17 protein-coding genes are annotated in these 16,929 nt (G+C 68.9%); 11 read left to right on the top strand and 6 right to left on the bottom strand.

Annotated elements, in window-relative coordinates; all coding sequences use genetic code 11:
- The first annotated feature begins 65 nt into the window (after positions 1–65).
- From AB0J62_RS28965 to AB0J62_RS28945, 5 genes are all read left to right on the top strand, one after another.
- Positions 66–1,277, top strand: coding sequence for an aminopeptidase (locus tag AB0J62_RS28965; protein WP_363877642.1), 1,212 nt, complete (start codon positions 66–68; stop codon positions 1,275–1,277).
- A 15-nt stretch (positions 1,278–1,292) separates the two neighbouring features.
- Positions 1,293–2,054, top strand: a complete 762-nt coding sequence (gene hisF / locus AB0J62_RS28960; RefSeq protein WP_363877640.1) for an imidazole glycerol phosphate synthase subunit HisF — start codon at positions 1,293–1,295, stop codon at positions 2,052–2,054.
- A 2-nt stretch (positions 2,055–2,056) separates the two neighbouring features.
- Positions 2,057–2,512, top strand: a complete 456-nt coding sequence (locus AB0J62_RS28955; protein WP_130450943.1) for a MarR family transcriptional regulator — start codon at positions 2,057–2,059, stop codon at positions 2,510–2,512.
- Positions 2,513–2,592: 80 nt separating this feature from the next.
- On the top strand, positions 2,593–3,099 hold the full coding sequence (locus AB0J62_RS28950) for a MarR family winged helix-turn-helix transcriptional regulator (protein WP_134098576.1): 507 nt from the start codon (positions 2,593–2,595) through the stop codon (positions 3,097–3,099).
- Entirely contained in the window at positions 3,099–4,715 is a 1,617-nt protein-coding gene (locus AB0J62_RS28945) for an MDR family MFS transporter (protein WP_363877637.1), read from the top strand. Before AB0J62_RS28950 ends, AB0J62_RS28945 begins: the two co-directional genes overlap by 1 nt.
- Before the next feature lie 77 nt (positions 4,716–4,792).
- Here the strand turns inward: AB0J62_RS28945 and AB0J62_RS28940 are convergent, their stop codons facing one another.
- Together AB0J62_RS28940 and AB0J62_RS28935 are read right to left on the bottom strand one after the other, a co-directional pair.
- Positions 4,793–6,049 carry an MFS transporter gene (locus AB0J62_RS28940; RefSeq protein WP_363877635.1) on the bottom strand — a complete coding sequence of 419 codons (1,257 nt, stop codon included), beginning with the start codon at positions 6,047–6,049 and terminating at the stop codon, positions 4,793–4,795.
- A complete protein-coding gene (locus AB0J62_RS28935; RefSeq protein ID WP_363877633.1) occupies positions 6,046–6,639 on the bottom strand; it encodes an ArsR family transcriptional regulator in 594 nt (197 codons plus the stop codon). Before AB0J62_RS28935 ends, AB0J62_RS28940 begins: the two co-directional genes overlap by 4 nt.
- A 76-nt stretch (positions 6,640–6,715) precedes the next feature.
- Between AB0J62_RS28935 and AB0J62_RS28930 the strand changes: the two genes are divergently transcribed.
- Together AB0J62_RS28930 and AB0J62_RS28925 are read left to right on the top strand one after the other, a co-directional pair.
- Positions 6,716–7,189, top strand: a complete 474-nt coding sequence (locus AB0J62_RS28930) for a sigma factor-like helix-turn-helix DNA-binding protein (RefSeq protein ID WP_363877631.1) — start codon at positions 6,716–6,718, stop codon at positions 7,187–7,189.
- On the top strand, positions 7,182–7,814 hold the full coding sequence (locus AB0J62_RS28925; RefSeq protein WP_363877629.1) for a hypothetical protein: 633 nt from the start codon (positions 7,182–7,184) through the stop codon (positions 7,812–7,814). The genes AB0J62_RS28930 and AB0J62_RS28925 overlap by 8 nt, the downstream gene beginning before the upstream one ends.
- On the opposite strand, the gene AB0J62_RS28920 is transcribed toward AB0J62_RS28925, so the two are convergent.
- From AB0J62_RS28920 to dacB, 3 genes are read right to left on the bottom strand one after another with little or no spacing between them, the layout of a single operon-like run.
- A complete protein-coding gene (locus AB0J62_RS28920) occupies positions 7,777–8,697 on the bottom strand; it encodes a GNAT family N-acetyltransferase (protein WP_363877627.1) in 921 nt (306 codons plus the stop codon). The two genes, AB0J62_RS28925 and AB0J62_RS28920, sit on opposite strands and share 38 nt — an antisense overlap.
- Complete coding sequence (locus AB0J62_RS28915; protein ID WP_363877625.1) at positions 8,694–9,644, bottom strand: GNAT family N-acetyltransferase; 951 nt, start codon at positions 9,642–9,644, stop codon at positions 8,694–8,696. The genes AB0J62_RS28920 and AB0J62_RS28915 overlap by 4 nt, the downstream gene beginning before the upstream one ends.
- Before the next feature lie 40 nt (positions 9,645–9,684).
- A complete protein-coding gene (gene dacB / locus AB0J62_RS28910; protein ID WP_363877623.1) occupies positions 9,685–11,256 on the bottom strand; it encodes a D-alanyl-D-alanine carboxypeptidase/D-alanyl-D-alanine-endopeptidase in 1,572 nt (523 codons plus the stop codon).
- Between the two features lie 176 nt (positions 11,257–11,432).
- Between dacB and AB0J62_RS28905 the strand changes: the two genes are divergently transcribed.
- The 4 genes from AB0J62_RS28905 to AB0J62_RS28890 all read left to right on the top strand — a co-directional run bounded on the left by AB0J62_RS28905 (position 11,433) and on the right by AB0J62_RS28890 (position 16,249).
- Positions 11,433–12,731 carry a family 43 glycosylhydrolase gene (locus AB0J62_RS28905; protein WP_363877621.1) on the top strand — a complete coding sequence of 433 codons (1,299 nt, stop codon included), beginning with the start codon at positions 11,433–11,435 and terminating at the stop codon, positions 12,729–12,731.
- A gap of 66 nt (positions 12,732–12,797) precedes the next feature.
- A complete protein-coding gene (locus tag AB0J62_RS28900; protein WP_363877619.1) occupies positions 12,798–14,903 on the top strand; it encodes an alkaline phosphatase family protein in 2,106 nt (701 codons plus the stop codon).
- Positions 14,904–14,906: 3 nt separating this feature from the next.
- Entirely contained in the window at positions 14,907–15,671 is a 765-nt protein-coding gene (locus AB0J62_RS28895; RefSeq protein WP_363877617.1) for an MBL fold metallo-hydrolase, read from the top strand.
- A complete protein-coding gene (locus tag AB0J62_RS28890) occupies positions 15,668–16,249 on the top strand; it encodes a VTT domain-containing protein (protein ID WP_363877615.1) in 582 nt (193 codons plus the stop codon). Before AB0J62_RS28895 ends, AB0J62_RS28890 begins: the two co-directional genes overlap by 4 nt.
- Here the strand turns inward: AB0J62_RS28890 and AB0J62_RS28885 are convergent.
- Complete coding sequence (locus tag AB0J62_RS28885) at positions 16,235–16,876, bottom strand: TIGR03085 family metal-binding protein (protein WP_363877613.1); 642 nt, start codon at positions 16,874–16,876, stop codon at positions 16,235–16,237. The genes AB0J62_RS28890 and AB0J62_RS28885 overlap by 15 nt on opposite strands.
- Between the last annotated feature and the right edge of the window lie 53 nt (positions 16,877–16,929).

Below are 16,929 nucleotides of genomic sequence, written 5' to 3'. Positions count from 1 at the left end.
GCCACTCGCCACCCGGGTCGGGGGTCCGACAATGTTCACGCCAACGTGAACAGGTGGGAGCCGAGATGGATGACGAGTTGCTGCAGCGTTTCGCCGATCTGGTTGTTCGAGTTGGCGTGAATGTGCAACCGGGGCAGGGCGTTGTGGTGAACGCCGACATCGCCCAGGCGGAGATCGCGAGGGCTGTGGTCGAGCGTGCGTATGTCGCCGGCGCGAAATGGGTGGAGGTGCTCTGGTCCGACGGGCACGTGCGCCGGTCGGATCTGGTCCACTCCGACCTGGAGACGCTGAGCGCCGACCGGCCCTGGTCGCTCGAGCGCATCCGCGGCTGGGTAGAGGAGGGGATCGCAACGATCGCCTTGACCGGTACGCCGGACTCGGGCCTGTACGCCGGGATCGACCCCGCCCGCGTGGCCGCCGTACGGAGGCAGGAGATGGCTGCTCGGCAGCAGGCGGTGATGAGCGGACGGTGGCGCTGGACCGTGATCGCCGCGCCGAACTCCGGCTGGGCAACCCAGGTGTACGGCGAACCCGACGTCGACCGGCTCTCGGATGCGGTCGCCCGGGCGATGCGGCTCGACGAGGCTGACCCGGTGGCCGCGTGGCGGGAGCGTTCCGCCGTCCTGGCTGAGCGGTGTGCGGCCCTCGACAAGCTGCAGATCACCGAGCTCCACTACGCCGGTGAAGCGACCGACCTGAGAGTCGGCCTGCTGCCCGACTGTCGCTGGACGGGCGGTTCGGTGACAGATCCCGCGGGGATCGCCTACCTGCCGAACATCCCGACCGAAGAGGTCTTCACCAGCCCCGACCGCCGCCGCGCGGACGGCGTCGCGCGGGTGACCAAGCCTGTCGTCATCGCGGGCCAACTCGTGGAGGGGCTGCAGCTCACCTTCACGGACGGTCGGATCACCGACGTGGATGCGACGACCGGCGCCGACCTGGTTCGGGCGCAGCTCGATGTCGACCCCGGCGCCCGCAGCCTCGGCGAGGTCGCCCTGGTCGACAAGGATTCGAAGGTTGCGCAGGCAGGCATCGTCTTCCACAACACCCTGTTCGACGAGAACGCCGGTAGCCACATCGCCTGGGGACAGAGCTTCCCGTTCGCCGTTGCCGACGGCATCCAGTTGACGCCGGAGGAGCGAGCCGAGCGGGGGCTGAACAACGCGACCGTCCACACCGACGTCGTGGTCGGCGGCGACGGGCTGACGGTCACCGCCACGACACCCGACGGACCGGTCGTCCTGCTGCGTGACGACGTCTGGGTCCTGGGTGGCTGACGGTACCCTTTCCGCGTGAGCCTTGCCGTACGAGTCATCCCCTGCCTGGACGTCGACGCGGGACGCGTCGTGAAGGGCGTGAACTTCGCCGACCTGCGCGATGCCGGCGATCCGGTCGAGATGGCCCAGGTGTACGACGCGGAGGGCGCCGACGAGCTCACGTTCCTCGACATCACCGCGTCGTCGGGATCGCGCGAGACGACGTACGACGTGGTCGGGCGGACCGCCGAACAGGTGTTCATCCCGCTGACCGTCGGCGGCGGCGTCCGCGAGGTGACCGACGTCGACCGGCTGCTCCGCGCGGGGGCGGACAAGGTCGGCATCAACACCGGCGCGATCGCCCGGCCCGACGTGATCCGCGAGATCGCACACCGCTTCGGTAACCAGGTGCTGGTGCTGTCCCTCGACGTACGCCGGTCCGCCGAGCAGCCGAGCGGGTTCGAGGTGACGACCCACGGCGGGCGGAAGTCGGCCGGACTGGACGCGATCGAGTGGGCGCAGCGTGGCTGCGAGCTGGGCGCGGGGGAGATCCTGCTGAACTCGATGGACGCCGACGGGACCAAGCAGGGGTTCGACCTGGAGCTGATCAAGGCGGTGCGCGCGGTGGTCGACGTACCGCTGATCGCCAGCGGGGGAGCGGGGGCGCCGGAACACTTCCCGCCCGCGGTCCAGGCCGGCGCGGATGCCGTGCTCGCAGCCAGCGTGTTCCACTTCGGCGACTTCCGGATCGCCGACGTGAAGAAGGCCCTCCGCGACGCGGGGATCGTGGTTCGGTGAGCATGCAGGTGGAGCGTTCGGAGGAGATGGTCGCGGCGATCGAGCAGGAGCTGTCTGCGCTGTTCCGCCGTTCGCGCTCGGCATCGCTCCGGCTGGCGCGGCGGGTCCACCCCGAGATGGACGCGGCCGGGTACGCGCTGATCTCCCAGATCGAGATGGGGACGGGCAACGGCGCCGGCGTACGGGCCTCCGATGTGGCTCAGGTCCTCGGCCTGGACAAGTCGACCGTCAGCCGCGGCATCACCCAGCTGGAGAACCTCGGCCTGATCGAGCGCGTCGGCGACCCGGACGACGGCCGCGCCCGCCTGCTTCGCCTGACCACCACCGGCGCCGAGCGCTACGAGGCCATGCGCACCCAACGCCAGACCGAGTTCCGCGCGATCCTGGACCGCTGGAACCCGACGGACCTCGCGGATCTGGGCCGCCTCCTGGCCCGCCTGAACACCGACCTCGGCTGAGGGCTCACCCCGTGTAACCAGTTATCCACAGCCTGGGCATATGGTTGTGGAAACCAACTATCCGAGTATATAGTTGGGTTATGCAACTAGCTCAGCAACCCCTTGTCCCGGGGGTAGAGCGGGACGCACCGGCGCAGGAGGTCCTCGAAGGGGTCAGTTCGCTGATCCGCGCGGTGCGATGTATCGAACACCGGCACCTGATGCCCGACAGCGGGCTGCGACGGTCCGACGCGAGCGTGCTCAAGATCCTGTACAAGGGCGGCGAGCAGCGCGGCGGGGAGATCGCGGCCAAGCTCGGCGTCGACGCGTCGGTGGTGAGCCGGCAGGTAGCAGCGCTGGAGGCCGACGGACTGGTGAGCCGTCGACCCGACCCGGCCGATGCCCGGGTCGGGCTGGTCAGCCTGGCGCCCGCCGGAAAGGCCCAGCTGGAGGCCCTCTACTCGTCCTACACCCAGCACCTTCGTGCGGCCCTGGCCGACCTCGACGACGATGCGCTGCTGTCCGCTGCGGAGACGATGCAGCGGATCGCGCACGCGATCACCGAGGTCAACCAGGTCGTGAGGCGCACACAATCGACTGGAGACTGATGACTGTCACCGAGACCCGGCAGCAGGGGGCGTCCCATTCCGGGCCCGCCGCGCCGGAACTCACCCACCGCGAGATCCTCGAGATCCTGATCGGCCTGCTCGCCGCGCTGTTCACGGCGATGCTGAGCTCGACGATCGTCAGCAATGCCCTGCCGACGATCATCGCCGACCTCGAGGGTTCCCAGACGCAGTACACCTGGGTCCTCACAGCGAGCCTGCTGGCCACCACGGTGTCCACGCCGATCTGGGGCAAGCTCGCGGACCTGGTGAGCAAGAAACTGCTGGTCCAGCTGGCGATCTCGGTCTTCGTGATCGGGTCAGCGCTGGCCGGCCTGTCCCACAACGTGCCGTTCCTGATCGGCGCCCGCGTCCTGCAGGGCCTCGCGATGGGCGGTTTGATGGCGCTCGCCCAGGCCATCATCGGCGCCGCGATCCCGCCCCGGTCCCGCGGGCGCTACTCCGGCTACATGGGTGCCGTGATGGCGGTCGCGACCGTCAGCGGCCCGCTCATCGGCGGTGTCATCGTCGACACCTCCTGGCTCGGCTGGCGCTGGTGTTTCTACGTCTGCGTCCCGCTGGCCGTGGTCAGCCTGGTGATCCTGCAGAAGTACCTGCACCTGCCGCTGATCAAGCGTGAGGTCCGGATCGACTACGTCGGCGCCGTCCTGATCAGCATCGCGGCCAGCCTGCCGCTGCTGTGGGTGACCTTCGCCGGCACGGACTTCGCCTGGATGTCGTGGCAGTCCGCGCTGTTCGTCGGCGGCACGCTGCTCGTCGGGTTCTTCGCCGTCATGGTCGAGAACCGGGTGAAGGAGCCGCTGGTCCCGCTCAAGGTCGTCCGCGAGCGGACCACCGCACTGGCGATCGTCGCCAGCCTCGCGGTCGGTGTCGCGATGTTCGGCAGCGCGCTGTTCCTCGGGCAGTACTTCCAGATCGCTCGCGGCTACAGCCCGACCGAGGCCGGCCTGCTGACGATCCCGATGATGCTCGGCTCGTTCTTCGGTTCGGCGGGCTCCGGCCAGCTGATCAGCCGCTTCGGCAAGTGGAAGCGGTACCTGGTCTCCGGCGGCGTACTACTGCTCGTCGGTCTGCTGATCCTCGGCACCATCGACCACAGCTCGCCGTACTGGTACGTCGGACTCGGCATGCTGGCGATGGGTCTCGGTATGGGCATGACCATGCAGAACCTGGTCCTCGCCGTACAGAACACCGTGGATGTCCGCGAGATCGGCGCGTCGAGTGCGACCGTGGCGTTCTTCCGCAGCCTGGGCGGTGCGGTCGGCGTGTCCGCGCTGGGCGCTGTCCTCGCGGCTCACGTGAAGAGCCTGATCGTCGCCGGCGTGCTCGCCGGTCCCGGCGGTGCCGAGGCGGCGCGCAAGCTCCAGGAGGGTGGCTCCGGCAGCACGAGCCTGCTCGACGTCGGTCACCTGCCGCCGCAGCTGGCCGAGCTGGTGCGGCAGTCGTACGGCGATGCGACCGGGCGGATCTTCCTGATCGCGGCCGCGTGTGCGGCTGTCGCGCTGATCGCGGTGCTGTTCATCAAGGAGGTTCCGCTCCGCAAGACCGTCAAGAAGGTCGACGTCGAGGACCTGGTCGACAGCAGCGTGCACGACTAGAGCATGACCCCCCATCCCACGCCTACTGCGCGGCACTCGGCACCTGCTCGCTACGGCGTGGGATGGGGGGACATGCCCTAGAGCTCGGGAGGCTCCAGGCCGGTCAGTTCGCGGGTGCGGATGATCGGTGAGCCGATCAGCCACAGCACGGCAAGCAGGCCGCCGGCTGCGGACACGAGGAGGGTTTCGCGGACACCGATCCAGGTGCCGAGGAACCCGCCGACGACCGCGCCGAGCGGCCTGATCCCGTAGTTGATGCTGCTGAACGCGCCCGCGACCCGGCTCCGCATGTGGTCGTGGATCACGGCCGCCTGCAACGAGTTCAGCGGTACGTCGAAACACATCACCGCGAACGCCCCGATGAACTCGGCCGCACCGAGCGCGACCGCCTTCACCCAGGTCGGACCGTCCGCGAGTGCGGCGATCGCGATCGACGCCGGGAAGATGATCGCGCCGGCCGCAATCACCGGACCCGCGCCGAACCGCCGGCTCAGTGGCGACGCGCTGACGGCGCCGAGCAGACCGCCGGACGCACCGATGCCGAACGCCAAGCCGATCGTCCCCGCGGACAGCCCGAGGATGCGGCTCGCGAACAGCACGAGCAGCGCCGTACTCATCAGGTTGAAGAAGTTGACCGTGGTCGCGCTGGCCAGGCTGCGGCTGAGGTACGGGTGCTTGAGCACGTAGCGCATGCCGGCCCGAGCTCGCCGGAGGAGTGGCTCGGTCGACTCCTCGGATACGCCCGGAGTGATCTTCAAGCGGCTGATCTGGATGGCCGAGAAGACGAAGGACACTGCGTCGACGAGGACCGCGACCGGGGCAGTGAGCGCTTGGACGAGCGCGCCGCCCACGGCCGGTCCGGCCATGAACGAGAGCGAGCGGGTCACGGAGAGTTTGCTGTTCGCCTCCATGAACTGGTCGCGGTCGACCAGTCGCACGAAGAACGACGCGTACGCCGTACCGAACACGACCTGCGCCGTGCCGGCCAGGATCGCGATCGCGTACAGGTGGCCGAGGGCAAGGAGATCGAGCCAGTAGGCGATCGGCAGCGAGAGCAGCAGGACGGTGCGGATCAGGTCGGCCGCGATCATCAGCGGGCGTTTGTCGCGGCGGTGGTCGACCCACGTGCCGATGAACAGCGAGGCGATGTTCGGCAGCCAGACCGCCGCGGTCAGGAAGCCGACCTGACTCGGGGAGGCGTCGAGCAGCGTGACCGCGATCAACGGCAAGGCGAGCTCGGTGACCCGGTCGCCGAACGCCGAGATCGTTTGCGCGGACCAGAACGTGCGGAACTGGCGGTCGCGCCACAGGCTGGTGGCGGAGAGCGTGCTCATTGCGAGTCCGTTGCTTCAGGCAAGGAAATGCGGAGGTAGCGGACCGGGTGGGCGTCGTCCGGCGCCTCGTTGGCGTCGCGACGCTGGACGTACGGCGCGAACAGTTGCTCGATCGCGGACTCGATCGCCTCGGCCTCTTCGGGCGTGATGACCAGCAGCGTGTTCGCCGAACCGGCCAGCTTGCTCCATTCGGGGGCCAGGTTCGGCTCGGTCTCCGCGATCCACTGCTGGGCCGCCTCGAGTGCCTGGTTCATCAGTTCGGTCCGCAGCAGGCGGCCGGCCTCGATGCCATCCGCTGTGTCCGGCATCTCGTACCGAAAGCCGCGGGCGACCGCGTTCCACCAGCGCTGGCGCCGGTCCGAGCCGCTCGGCGGCGGGCCGTCGACGACCAGGCCGAAGCCGGCGAGGTGCCGCAGGTGCCAGCTGGTGACGGACGGGGACGCGCCGACGTGTTCGGACAGCTGGGTGGCCGTGGCCGGGCCGTTCTTCTGCAGGTAGCTGAGGGCAGCGAGCCGGACCGGATGCGCCAACGCACGCATCGCCTGCGGGTCGGTGATCTCGAAATCGCCGTACGGATTTCTGAGAGACATGTTTCGAGAGTAATCTCTCAGATCTTGCGCGGGCAACCCTCTGTCGCGGGTCCTGGTACGGCGGGACACTGAGGATGTGGACGACCGAAGGGCGGATATTGCCGCTCTGTACCGGCAGACCTGGCCGCCGCTGATCGGCGTACTGGTGTCGATCGGGGGATCGCGCCTGGACGCCGAGCTGGTCGCGCAGGATGCGTACGCGAGGCTGCTCGCGCGCTGGGATGCCATCCGCCGGTACGAGGATCCGGAGGCGTGGGTGCGCGGGGTCGCCGTACGGACGATGGTCGGCCGCTTGCGTCGTCGCGAGGTGGTGCCGCGTCTGGCAGCCCGGCTCATCGGTCGTCCGGATCCGGTGCGTGCACCGGCCGGTGACGTAGCGGCCGCGTTGGCGGGGATCACGCCGGAGCAGCGGGCGGTCGTCGTACTGCATGACGTGATGGACTTGCCGGTCGAGCAGATCGCTCTGGATCTGGAGCTCCCGGTCGGCGCGGTGAATGCGCGATTGGCCCGGGCTCGGCGAGCACTCGGGCGGGTGCTCGAGGATGCGTGACCTGCTCGTCGGGTACGTCGCGGAGCGGACGCCGGACGAGGCGCCGCCGTTCGAGGAGCTCGAGCGGGCCGCCCGCGATTTGCGGCGCCGACGGTACGTCGTGTCCGCCGCGGTCGTGGCGATGGTGATCGTGGCCGGGATCGCCGGCGTCGTCGGCTATCCGAGAGCTGCGACCGAGCCGACGCTCGGGCTCGAGCTGCCGAGGTACGCAGTCGACGGGCCGGCGCCGCGGCAGTACAAGCTCGGTACTACGGTGATCCTGCTCCGGGGCGAGATCACGGTCAGGTGGGCACGGGTGGATCCGGAGCTCGTCTCGGTGCTGACAGTGGGAGTCGAGCCGGACGAGGTCGCGATCGAGCCGTGCCTGCCGAACACAGTGGTGCGGATCCTGTCCCAGGACGGCGGGTCGGTGCGGATCGCGGCGTACCGGTACGGCATCGCCCCGGACCAGAACGAGGGCCACCAGTGCAACAATCCGGGTCCCGCGCCGACGACTCTCCAGCTCGACCTGAAGACACCCCTCGGGAACCGGACGGTGTACGCCGGAACGACCGGCGAACGCGTTGTCCTGAAGGGTCGCGACTGCCTCAGACCGGCCGGCTCGTTCGCTGCCAGATGTCGCTGATCAGGTCGGGGCGCATGCCGACGCCGGTGTAGAGCGCGACCGCCGGGGTGGGGTTGCTGGAGTCGACGTGGAGGATCGTGCCGTCGCGTCCGGCTGCGGCGTCGGTGGCGAAAGCGGTGCGGAGGAGGAACTTGGCGAGCCCGCGTCCGCGGGCGGCCGGTACGACGGCGAGGCGGCCGACGTACCCGCAGTTGTCGGTGCTGACGAAGTTGTCGTTGCACTCGGTCACGCCGACCGGTTGCCCGTCCAGCTCGACAATCGTCACCTGCGACCAGTCGAACGTCGACCGGCTCTCCCGTGACTCCACCCACTCCTCGAACGGTCGCGGCAACGCTCCCGGCTGCTCCTTGAACGCCTCGACCAACACACCATGCGCCGCCCGCCTGCTCGCCTCGTCCGGCGCCCCCCGCCGCAGGACAACCCCGTCCGGCACAGCCGGCGCCGCGACCGCCCCGTCGAACCCGATCCGCATCCGCTGCACCGAAGTACCCACCACAAACCCGCGCTCAGCCAGCACGTTCGGCAGCAACTGGTCCTGCCGGATCACGCCCACGCGCACCACAACCTCATCACCGGTGCGGTGTTCGGCTTGGGTCAGGAGCCAGTGGAGGACGGCTGGGTGGTCGCTCAGGATGTCTACGTTCACGTGGGAGTTGGTTGTGACCGCGGTTGCGGAGCCGGCGAACTGGCCGTCGGGGTCGAGCACCACCCAACCGTCGGTGGTGAGGTTGATGCCTGGGTCGCGGAGGTAGTTGGCGACGTCTTCGGGGCTGTGTTTGGGGAAGCCCAGGAGCGCGGAGGTGTACGCCGCGGACCGGTCGGCGATGAGTGATGCGTCTTCCAGGACCATCGGGCGGGAGGTGTAACCGGCGGGAAGGCTCATGCGGTTACCTCGCGGCGCAGGACCTCCATCACCAGGACGGGTTGCATTCCGACCGACAGGTAGACGCCGAGGGCGGGGGTCGGGTTGTTGGTGTCGACGTGGAGGATCGTGCCGGCTCGGCCCGCCGCCGCGTCCAGCGCGAACTGATCCCGCAGCAGGAACTTCGCCAGGCCCTTGCCGCGCGCCTTCTCCAGCACACCCAACCGCCCGATGTAGCCGCAGTTCTCGTCCTCGACGAACTGGCTCGTGCACGACCGGATCGCCACGACCTCACCGTCGAGTTCGAGCAACGTCAGCTGCGACCAGTCGAACGCGGAGAAGTTCTCCTGCGCGGCGTGCCACTCCTCGAACGACCGCGGCGTGAACCCGAACTGGCCCTTGAAACTCTCATTCAGTACGGCGTGCCCCGCGCGCTGACCCGCCTCGTCCGGCGCACCCCGCCGTACCGTCACCCCGGCCGGAACCTCCGGTGCGGCAACCGGCCCGGCGTGATCGATCCGCATCCGGTGGAACGTCGTACCGGGCTCGAAACCGCAGCCGGCGAAGCGGTCCCGGCGCGCGGCGTCCAGCTGGTAGTTGACTGCGTCCAGCTGGATCGACGGATGCCCGTACATCCGAGCAAACTCCGCCGCGCGCCCGAGGATGCGCTCGAACAGGTAGGCCTCCACGGCCAGGTCTGTGGTGACCAGGTCCAGCTCGAGCTGGCGGTGGTCGCCCTTGCCGAAGACTGTGCCGTATCCGATCAGCCGAGAACCGTCGTACACCAGCCAGCCGTCGGTCGACGGGTCGAAGCCAGGCTCGGTGAGCTGATCTTCCGCATCCTCCAGCGTGTAGTCGGCGAAGCCGATCACCGGGGTGTTGTAGTCCGACACCAGCTCGAGGAGCGCCTGCGCGTCCTCCTTGGCCGGCGGACGGACGGTGTACGCGGATGGCAGTACGGCGGTCATGCACTCATGGTGGTGAACGACCGCCGTACTGTCGACCTGATTAGCAGGCCTTGTCCCACTCCAGGTCACACGTGGTCTGGGCGGCCTTCAAGTTGCTGACGGCGGCCGGGGGAGGCGGCGCCTGGTCGGACCACGACGCGAGCGTGACGCCGACGGCGTCCTCGATCGAGCGCGGGCTGACGAGGTAGTTGTTGCTGATCATCGAGAACACCAGCTTGCGGCCGTCCTTGTTCGACACGTAGCCGGACAGGGCTGTGACGCCGGTGAGCGATCCGGTCTTGCCGTGCAGGTTGTTCGCCGCCGGGGTGTTCTGCATCCGGCTGCGGAGCGTGCCGCCGACGAACCGGTCCGGGTTGCCGGCGATCGGCAGGGCGTCGTACCACTGCTGGAACCACGGCTCCTTGCGCGCCGCGATCAGGATGTCGGTGATCGCGTCACCGGTCACGTTCACCTTGCGGGACAGGCCGGAGCCGTCGGACAGCCGGATCCGGCTGGTGTCGACGCCGACGCTCTGCGCGTAGTTCGTCACCACGTCCAGCCCGGCCGGCCAGCTGCCGTCGGCCTCCACGACCGCGCCCATCGCCTTCACCAGCGTCTCGGCGTGCATGTTGTTCGAGAGCTTGAGGAACGGCGTGAGCAGCTCGCCGACGGTCATCGACTCGTCCCGGGCCAGTCGGGAAGCGCCGGCCGGGGTCGTTGCGTTCTTGATGTGACCGCTGACCGAGATGCCTTGCGCGGTCAGCGCCCGGCGGAACACGTCGGCGGCGTACAGCTCGGGCTCCCAGACGGTCACCCAGTCCTGCTCGACCGCGGACCCGAGCGGCATCGACCCGGTCACCCGCACGACGTTGGTGCCATGATCGCGATCGACGCTGATCGTGTTCGAGGTCCCGGCCGCGCCGGTCGTCGCGGTGTTGACGATCTTGAGCACGCCGTTCGCGGGGACCAGGTTCAGGTTCACCGGCGCCCCGGCCGCGGCCCCGGGACGGGTCTCGACGATCGCCGTACCGGAGTCGTAGTCGGTGTTCGGGGCGAGCGTCAGCGCGGAGATCTGGGCGTTGTAGTAGAACGGCTCGTCGTCCCAGGCCCAGCTGTCGCCGAGCCGGACGTGGTCGAAGTAGGAGTCGTCCGCGATCAGGTCGCCGTCGACCCGTCGGACGCCGGCCGCCTTCAGCTGCTTGGCCAGGCCGACGTAGTCGGACTCCAGTGCGGTCGGGTCGCCGTACCCCTTCAGGTAGAGGTCACCGCGCAGCTTCCCACCGCGGACGGGTGCGGTGGCGAGTACGTCGGTGTGGAAGCGGTACGACGGGCCGAGCACATGCATCGCGGCCGTCGACGTGAACAGCTTGGTGTTCGAGGCGGGCAGCATCCGCTGGTCGCCGTTGCGGTTGTACAGCGTCTCGCCGGTGGTCGCGTCGCGGACCACGAGCTCGACCTGCGACCCGTCGTACCGGCTGTCGTTCAGCAGACTGTCGAGCCGCTGCTGCAAAGCCGTCTCTTGTACTGCGGTCGGCGCGCCGCTCGACTGCGTGGCGACACCGCCGACAACCGCCGCGACCGCGGCCAGGCCCGCGACCAACCCGCGCCCCGACACTCTCGGTAAATGACTCACGAGACACTCCCTCAAACCAGGCGGAAAACAACTAGCCGGAGTCTCCACCCCGGATGGACTCCAGGTCCAGGGATCGACGGAAGGAAGGAACGAAAAAAGGAAGGGAGGGGGTGTCTTTCAGGTGAATCGATGGAAAAGTTCGTCGGACAGGTATCCGCCCCCACCTGAGGAGTGTCATGACCAGACGGCTTCTCGCGGCCTTGGTGGCCGCACTCAGCCTGACTTCGTTGCTGTCCGTGCCCGCTCATGCGGCCGCGGGCGCGGTCTTCCCGAGCGAGATCGTCGGTGAGGACTTCCCCGATCCGGACGTGTTCCAGCAGAACGGCACCTGGTACGCGTACTCGACCAACAACGGCCGCGGCACCGTCCCGGTCGCGACCGCCCCGAGCGCGAACGGACCGTGGACGATCCGCGGCGACGCGATGCCCGGCGGCCCGTCCGCCGCCTGGGCCCAGCCCGGCCGGACCTGGGCACCCGACGTCTACCCGAACGCGGACGGCACCTACACCCTCACCTACACCGCATGGCACAAGGCATCGGGCCATCAGTGCATCGGAGTCGCCACCGCGACCTCGCCGCTCGGCCCGTTCCAGCCCGTCGGTACGACGCCGTTGATCTGCCCGCTGGACCTGGGCGGCGCGATCGACCCCAACACGTTCGTCGCCAACGACGGCACCCGCTACCTGGTCTGGAAGAACGACGGCAACGCGATCGGCCAGCCGTCGACACTCTGGCTCACGCGTACGGCGAACAACGGCCGGAGCCTGGTCGGCGGCAATACCGCGATGCTCACGTCGAGCGCCGTCATCGAGGCGCCGGACCTGGTCCAACGCGGCAGCCAGTACGTGCTGTTCTTCTCCGGGGGCGGCTACAACGACTGCAACTACCTCACGTCGTACGCGACCTCGACGAGCCTCAGCGGTCCGTGGACAACGGCGTACCGGCCGTTGATGACGACGGCGACGTTCGACAATGCGGTCTGCGGACCCGGCGGAGCGGACGTCGTCGGCAACAAGATTTTCCTGCACGGCTGGGTCGGCAACCAGCGGCATTTGTACGTCGCCGACATCGGCTGGGCGAACGACTACCCGGTGGTCCGTGGGAGCCGGGTCCGGTACGAGGCTGAGCGCGGCACGCTCAACCACTGCAGCGTCCGCGCCAACGCCGCCGGCGCCTCGGACGGCAAGGTGGTCGCGTACATCGACTACGCCGACTCCTGGGTCGAGAACACCGTCTTCGCGCCGGTCGCGGGCAGTTACGCCCTGCATGTCGGCTACGCAAACGGGTCGGCGTCCACCGCGAGCCACGGTCTCGTTGTCAACGGCAACAACGCGGGCTCGATCAGTTACCCCGTCACCGGATGGGACAACTGGCACGAGAGCTCGGTGTCCGTCACGCTCAACGCCGGCTGGAACACGATCCGGCTGACGAAGGGCAACCTCTACACCGAAGTCGACTACCTCGAAGTGCAGTAGTTCCGTCGGCGCGACCCCGTAGTCTCGTACTGCACAGGGAGACGGACGGGGAGCACGACACAAGCGATGGCGAAACCACCAGAACAGGTGTACGACGACCGGCGGCGGCGACCGATGTGGCTCGATCTCCGCCGTACCGGCCGCGGCCTGCGGGCGATGTTGTACGGCGGTCTCGCGTCGCTGATCTCGCTGGTGATCACGTTCTGGACGCTGCCGCAGATCAGCAGCGACGGCCGGCTGCCGATCTTGCGGCTGGTCGTCCTGCTGGCGGTGTTCTCGGTGCTGATGCGCTGGGTGCTGGCCGGCGTCGCGGTGCTGATCGGCTCGCTCGGCGTCCTGATCGGCGGGCTGCTGTCACAATTCGGGGTCGTCTATCTCGCGATCACCGTCGACCCCGGCGTGGATCTGCACGGCGGGGTCGAGGCGCCGGTACTGGTGGCGATCTGGATGTCCTCGATCAGCGCCTTCGTCGGCTGGGTCGCGTACGCCGGCAGTGACGACGCGTATGTCGCCGAGGTGATGCGGGTCGTGCACCGCCGGGCCCGGCGGATCCAGCCCGCGCCGAAGACCGGCATGCTGATCATCCAGATCGACGGGCTGTCCGCGCCGCTGCTGAACTGGATGGTCCTGGCCGGCAACCTGCCGAACCTCGGCGGCTGGATCCGGGACGGCAGCCACTCGATGCTCGCCTGGCATACCGGCGTACCGGCGACCACGCCCGCGAGCCAGGCTGGGATCCTGCACGGCGGCTCGAAGCACATCCCGGCATTCCGGTGGTACGAGAAGGAGACCGGCCGGGTGATGGTCACGAACCGTGGCCGGGACGCGGCGGAGCTCGAGGAACGGATGTCGACCGGACGCGGTCTGCTCGCGGACGGCGGAGTCAGCATCAGCAACAACTGGTCCGGTGACGCGGAGAAGTGCGAGCTGGTGTTCAGCCGGGCCGGCCTGCCGAACAGCCGCAGCCGCGGGTACGTCCGGTTCTTCTCCAGCCCGCAGGGCGCCGCCCGCGGGCTCATCCTGTGCGTCGCGGAGATGATCAAGGAGCTGCACCAGGCCCGGCGGCAACGCGTCCGGCATCTGGTCCCGCGGGTGAAACGCGGCGGCGGATACATCTTCCTGCGCGCGATCACCAACGTGCTGCTCCGCGACCTGAACGTCTCGCTGATCACCGACGAGCTGGTCAAGGGCACGCCGGTGATCTACTGCGACTTCGTCGACTACGACGAGGTCGCGCACCACGCCGGCCCGACCCGGGCCGAGTCGCTGCAGACCCTCGAAGGCCTGGACCGCGTGCTCGGCGCCCTCAAGCGGATCATCGACATCCTGCCCCACTCGTACGAGATCGTCGTGCTGTCCGACCACGGCCAGAGCCAGGGCTCGACGTTCCACCAGCGGTACGGCCGGACGCTGACCGAGGTCGTCGACGACCTGGTCGACACCACCAAGGAGCCGGTCGCGGCGGTCGGCAAGTCCGAGGGCTGGGGCCCGGTGAACGCGTTCCTCACCGAGCTGGCGATGCGCCGCAGCGTGGCCGGCTCGGTGACCCGGAAGGCGCTGCACGTGAAGACCGGCGAGGTCCAGCTCGGTCCGAAGGACTGCGAGCCGGTGGTCGCCCCCGACGAGCAGATGGTCGTCACCGCGTCCGGGAACCTGGCGCTGCTCTACCTCGCCACCACGCCCGGCCGGGTGCCGCTGGAAGAGATCGAGTTGATGCATCCGAAGCTGATCCCCGGCCTCGCCATGCATCCCGGCATCGGATTCGTGGTGGTCGACTCGCTCGCCGAAGGACCGGTCGCGATCGGTCGGGCCGGAGTTCGCGTACTGCGGTCCGGCCGCGTCGAGGGGGAGGACCCGCTCGCGCCGTTCGGCGAACTCGCGGCCGCGTCGATGCTCCGGCAGGCAGAGATGGCGCACAACGGGGATCTGGTCGTGGTCAGCAGGCTGGACGATTACACGCACGAGGTGGCGGCGTTCGAGGAGCTGGTCGGCTGCCACGGCGGGATCGGCGGCTGGCAGACCGACGCGGTCCTGGTGCACCCGTCGCGCTGGGAGCTGCACGAGGCTCCCGTAGGCTCCGACGCGGTCCACGAAGTGCTGGTCGGCTGGCTGGAGCAGCTGGGGCACCGCAAGGACCTGAAGGAACCGGTCGAGTCGAAGGTTGAGGCCTGAAGCGTGCGGATCACCTGGTGGGGGCACGCCACCACCACCATCGAGGCGAACGGCACGCGGCTCCTGACCGACCCGGTGCTGACGTCGCGGATCGCGCACCTGCGCCGCCGCCGCGGCCCCAACCCGTCACCCGAGGCGCGGCACTGCGACGCGGTCCTGGTCTCGCATCTGCACGCCGACCACCTGCACCTCACCTCGCTGCCGATGATCGCGCCGGACGCCGCGCTGGTGGTGCCGCGCGGCGCGGCGAAGCTGATCCACGCGGACAGCGGACCGGCGTACTCCGACCGCTGCATCGAAGTTGCCCCGGGCAATCAAATCACGATCGGGTCGCTCGAGATCACCGTCGTCACGGCCCATCACGACGGGCGCCGCCTGCCCTGGTCGTCGTACTTCGCGCAAGCGGTGGGCTACCGGATCGACAGCTCGCCCAGTGTCTGGTTCGCCGGCGACACGGACCTCTACGACGGCTTGGCGGCGGAGGCCGGTCAAGTGGACCTTGCCCTGGTGCCCGTGGGTGGATGGGGTCCGTCGCTCGGCCCGGGGCATCTGGATCCGGTCCGGGCCGCCGAGGCGGTGCGGCGGGTCGGCGCTTCGAGGGCGGTCCCGGTACATTTCGGGACGTTCTGGCCGATCGGCTTCGATTGGGTCAGACCGGAGTTGTTCCTGCCACCGGGGGACAGGTTCCGGGCCGCGATGGCCGAGGTGGACCCCGCGGTGAAGGTGGAGCTCCTGGTGCCAGGCGAATCGCTCGAGGTGCAGGCGTGAGCGGAGACGCCAAGTTCGACGTCTGGTATCTGTTCGCGTTGGCGGGGGCGGTGCTGATCGGGGCGGTGCTTCCCGTGCTGCCGACGGGCGCCGCGGTCTCGGCGGGCGCCGTACTGGCGTCGCACAGCAACCCGATCGGTCTGGTCGGGGTGCTGATCGCCGGCGCCGCCGGGGCCTATGTAGGCGACCTGATCGTGTACGCCGGGTGCCGCTTCGGCGGCGAGCGACTGGCCAAGCGGATCGGGTGGTTGCGGGACAACGCATCGCTCGACGCGCTCCGGGACAGGTTGTCCGAGCACGAGATCGGCGTACTGCTGACGTCGCGGCTGATCCCCGGCGGACGCGTGCCCGTGCTGCTGGCCGCCGGCCTGGCCGGGTATCCGTGGGAACGGTTCGCGCTGGTCGATCTGGCCGCGTCCTCGCTGTGGGCCGCGGTCTACATGGCGATCGGACTGCTCGGCTACGCCCTCTTCGACGAGCCGTGGCAGGGCGTGCTGGCGGCGATCGTGCTGGTCATCCTCACCACCGTCGTCAGCAGCCTGGTCCAGCGCGCCCGGCGGAGGTCACACCCCGAATGACGCGTTGCGGAGCTGATCCACAGCCTCCGCCTCGCCGTCCAGTTCTACGTCGGCCACCTGCTGACGCCCGAAGCAGAACAGCACCAGCTCAGCCGGTTCACCCGTCACGGTCACCGAACCGAGCTCGGTCGGCCGCTTCGTCACCGTCGTCGTCCCGTCGGGCCGTCTGAGGACCAGGCCGGTCGGCGATTTCCGGTTCATCGCCTTCGACGCCAGCCGGACCGCCTTCCACAGGCCCTCCTGCTGATCGGCGGGCAGCGCGCGAACGTCGTACGCGGGTTGCGCGCGACGGATGTCCTCGTGATGCACGAAGTACTCGGTCGTGTTGAGCTGCGAACCGATCTTCGGCAGGGCGTAGATGGAGACCCGTGGCGGTCCGTTACGGACCTTGTCGACCACCTCGGTGAAGCTGTAGCGCTCCTTGGCCCGCTTCATTCTTCGCTCGGTCGTGTCGGCCAGCGCCGCGATCGTGATCCCCGGACCGGCCATCGGATCAGCCTCCCGGACGTACAGATGGACCGCGAGGTCGTAGGTGTCCCACCCTTCACACAGCGTGGGCTGATCAGGCCCCAGCTGGTCGAGCAGGTCACTGAGCGCAAGTCGTTCTACCCGGCTGTAGTCGGTCACATACTCGATCGTAGTTGTCGGGTGCGGGTGGCAGAATGTCAATCGTTGTCATG

Source organism: Kribbella sp. NPDC049584 (assembly GCF_040675555.1).
GTDB lineage: Bacteria > Actinomycetota > Actinomycetes > Propionibacteriales > Kribbellaceae > Kribbella.
Note: the sequence above shows the minus strand (reverse complement) of the source record. Positions and strands in the feature narration are given on the sequence as shown.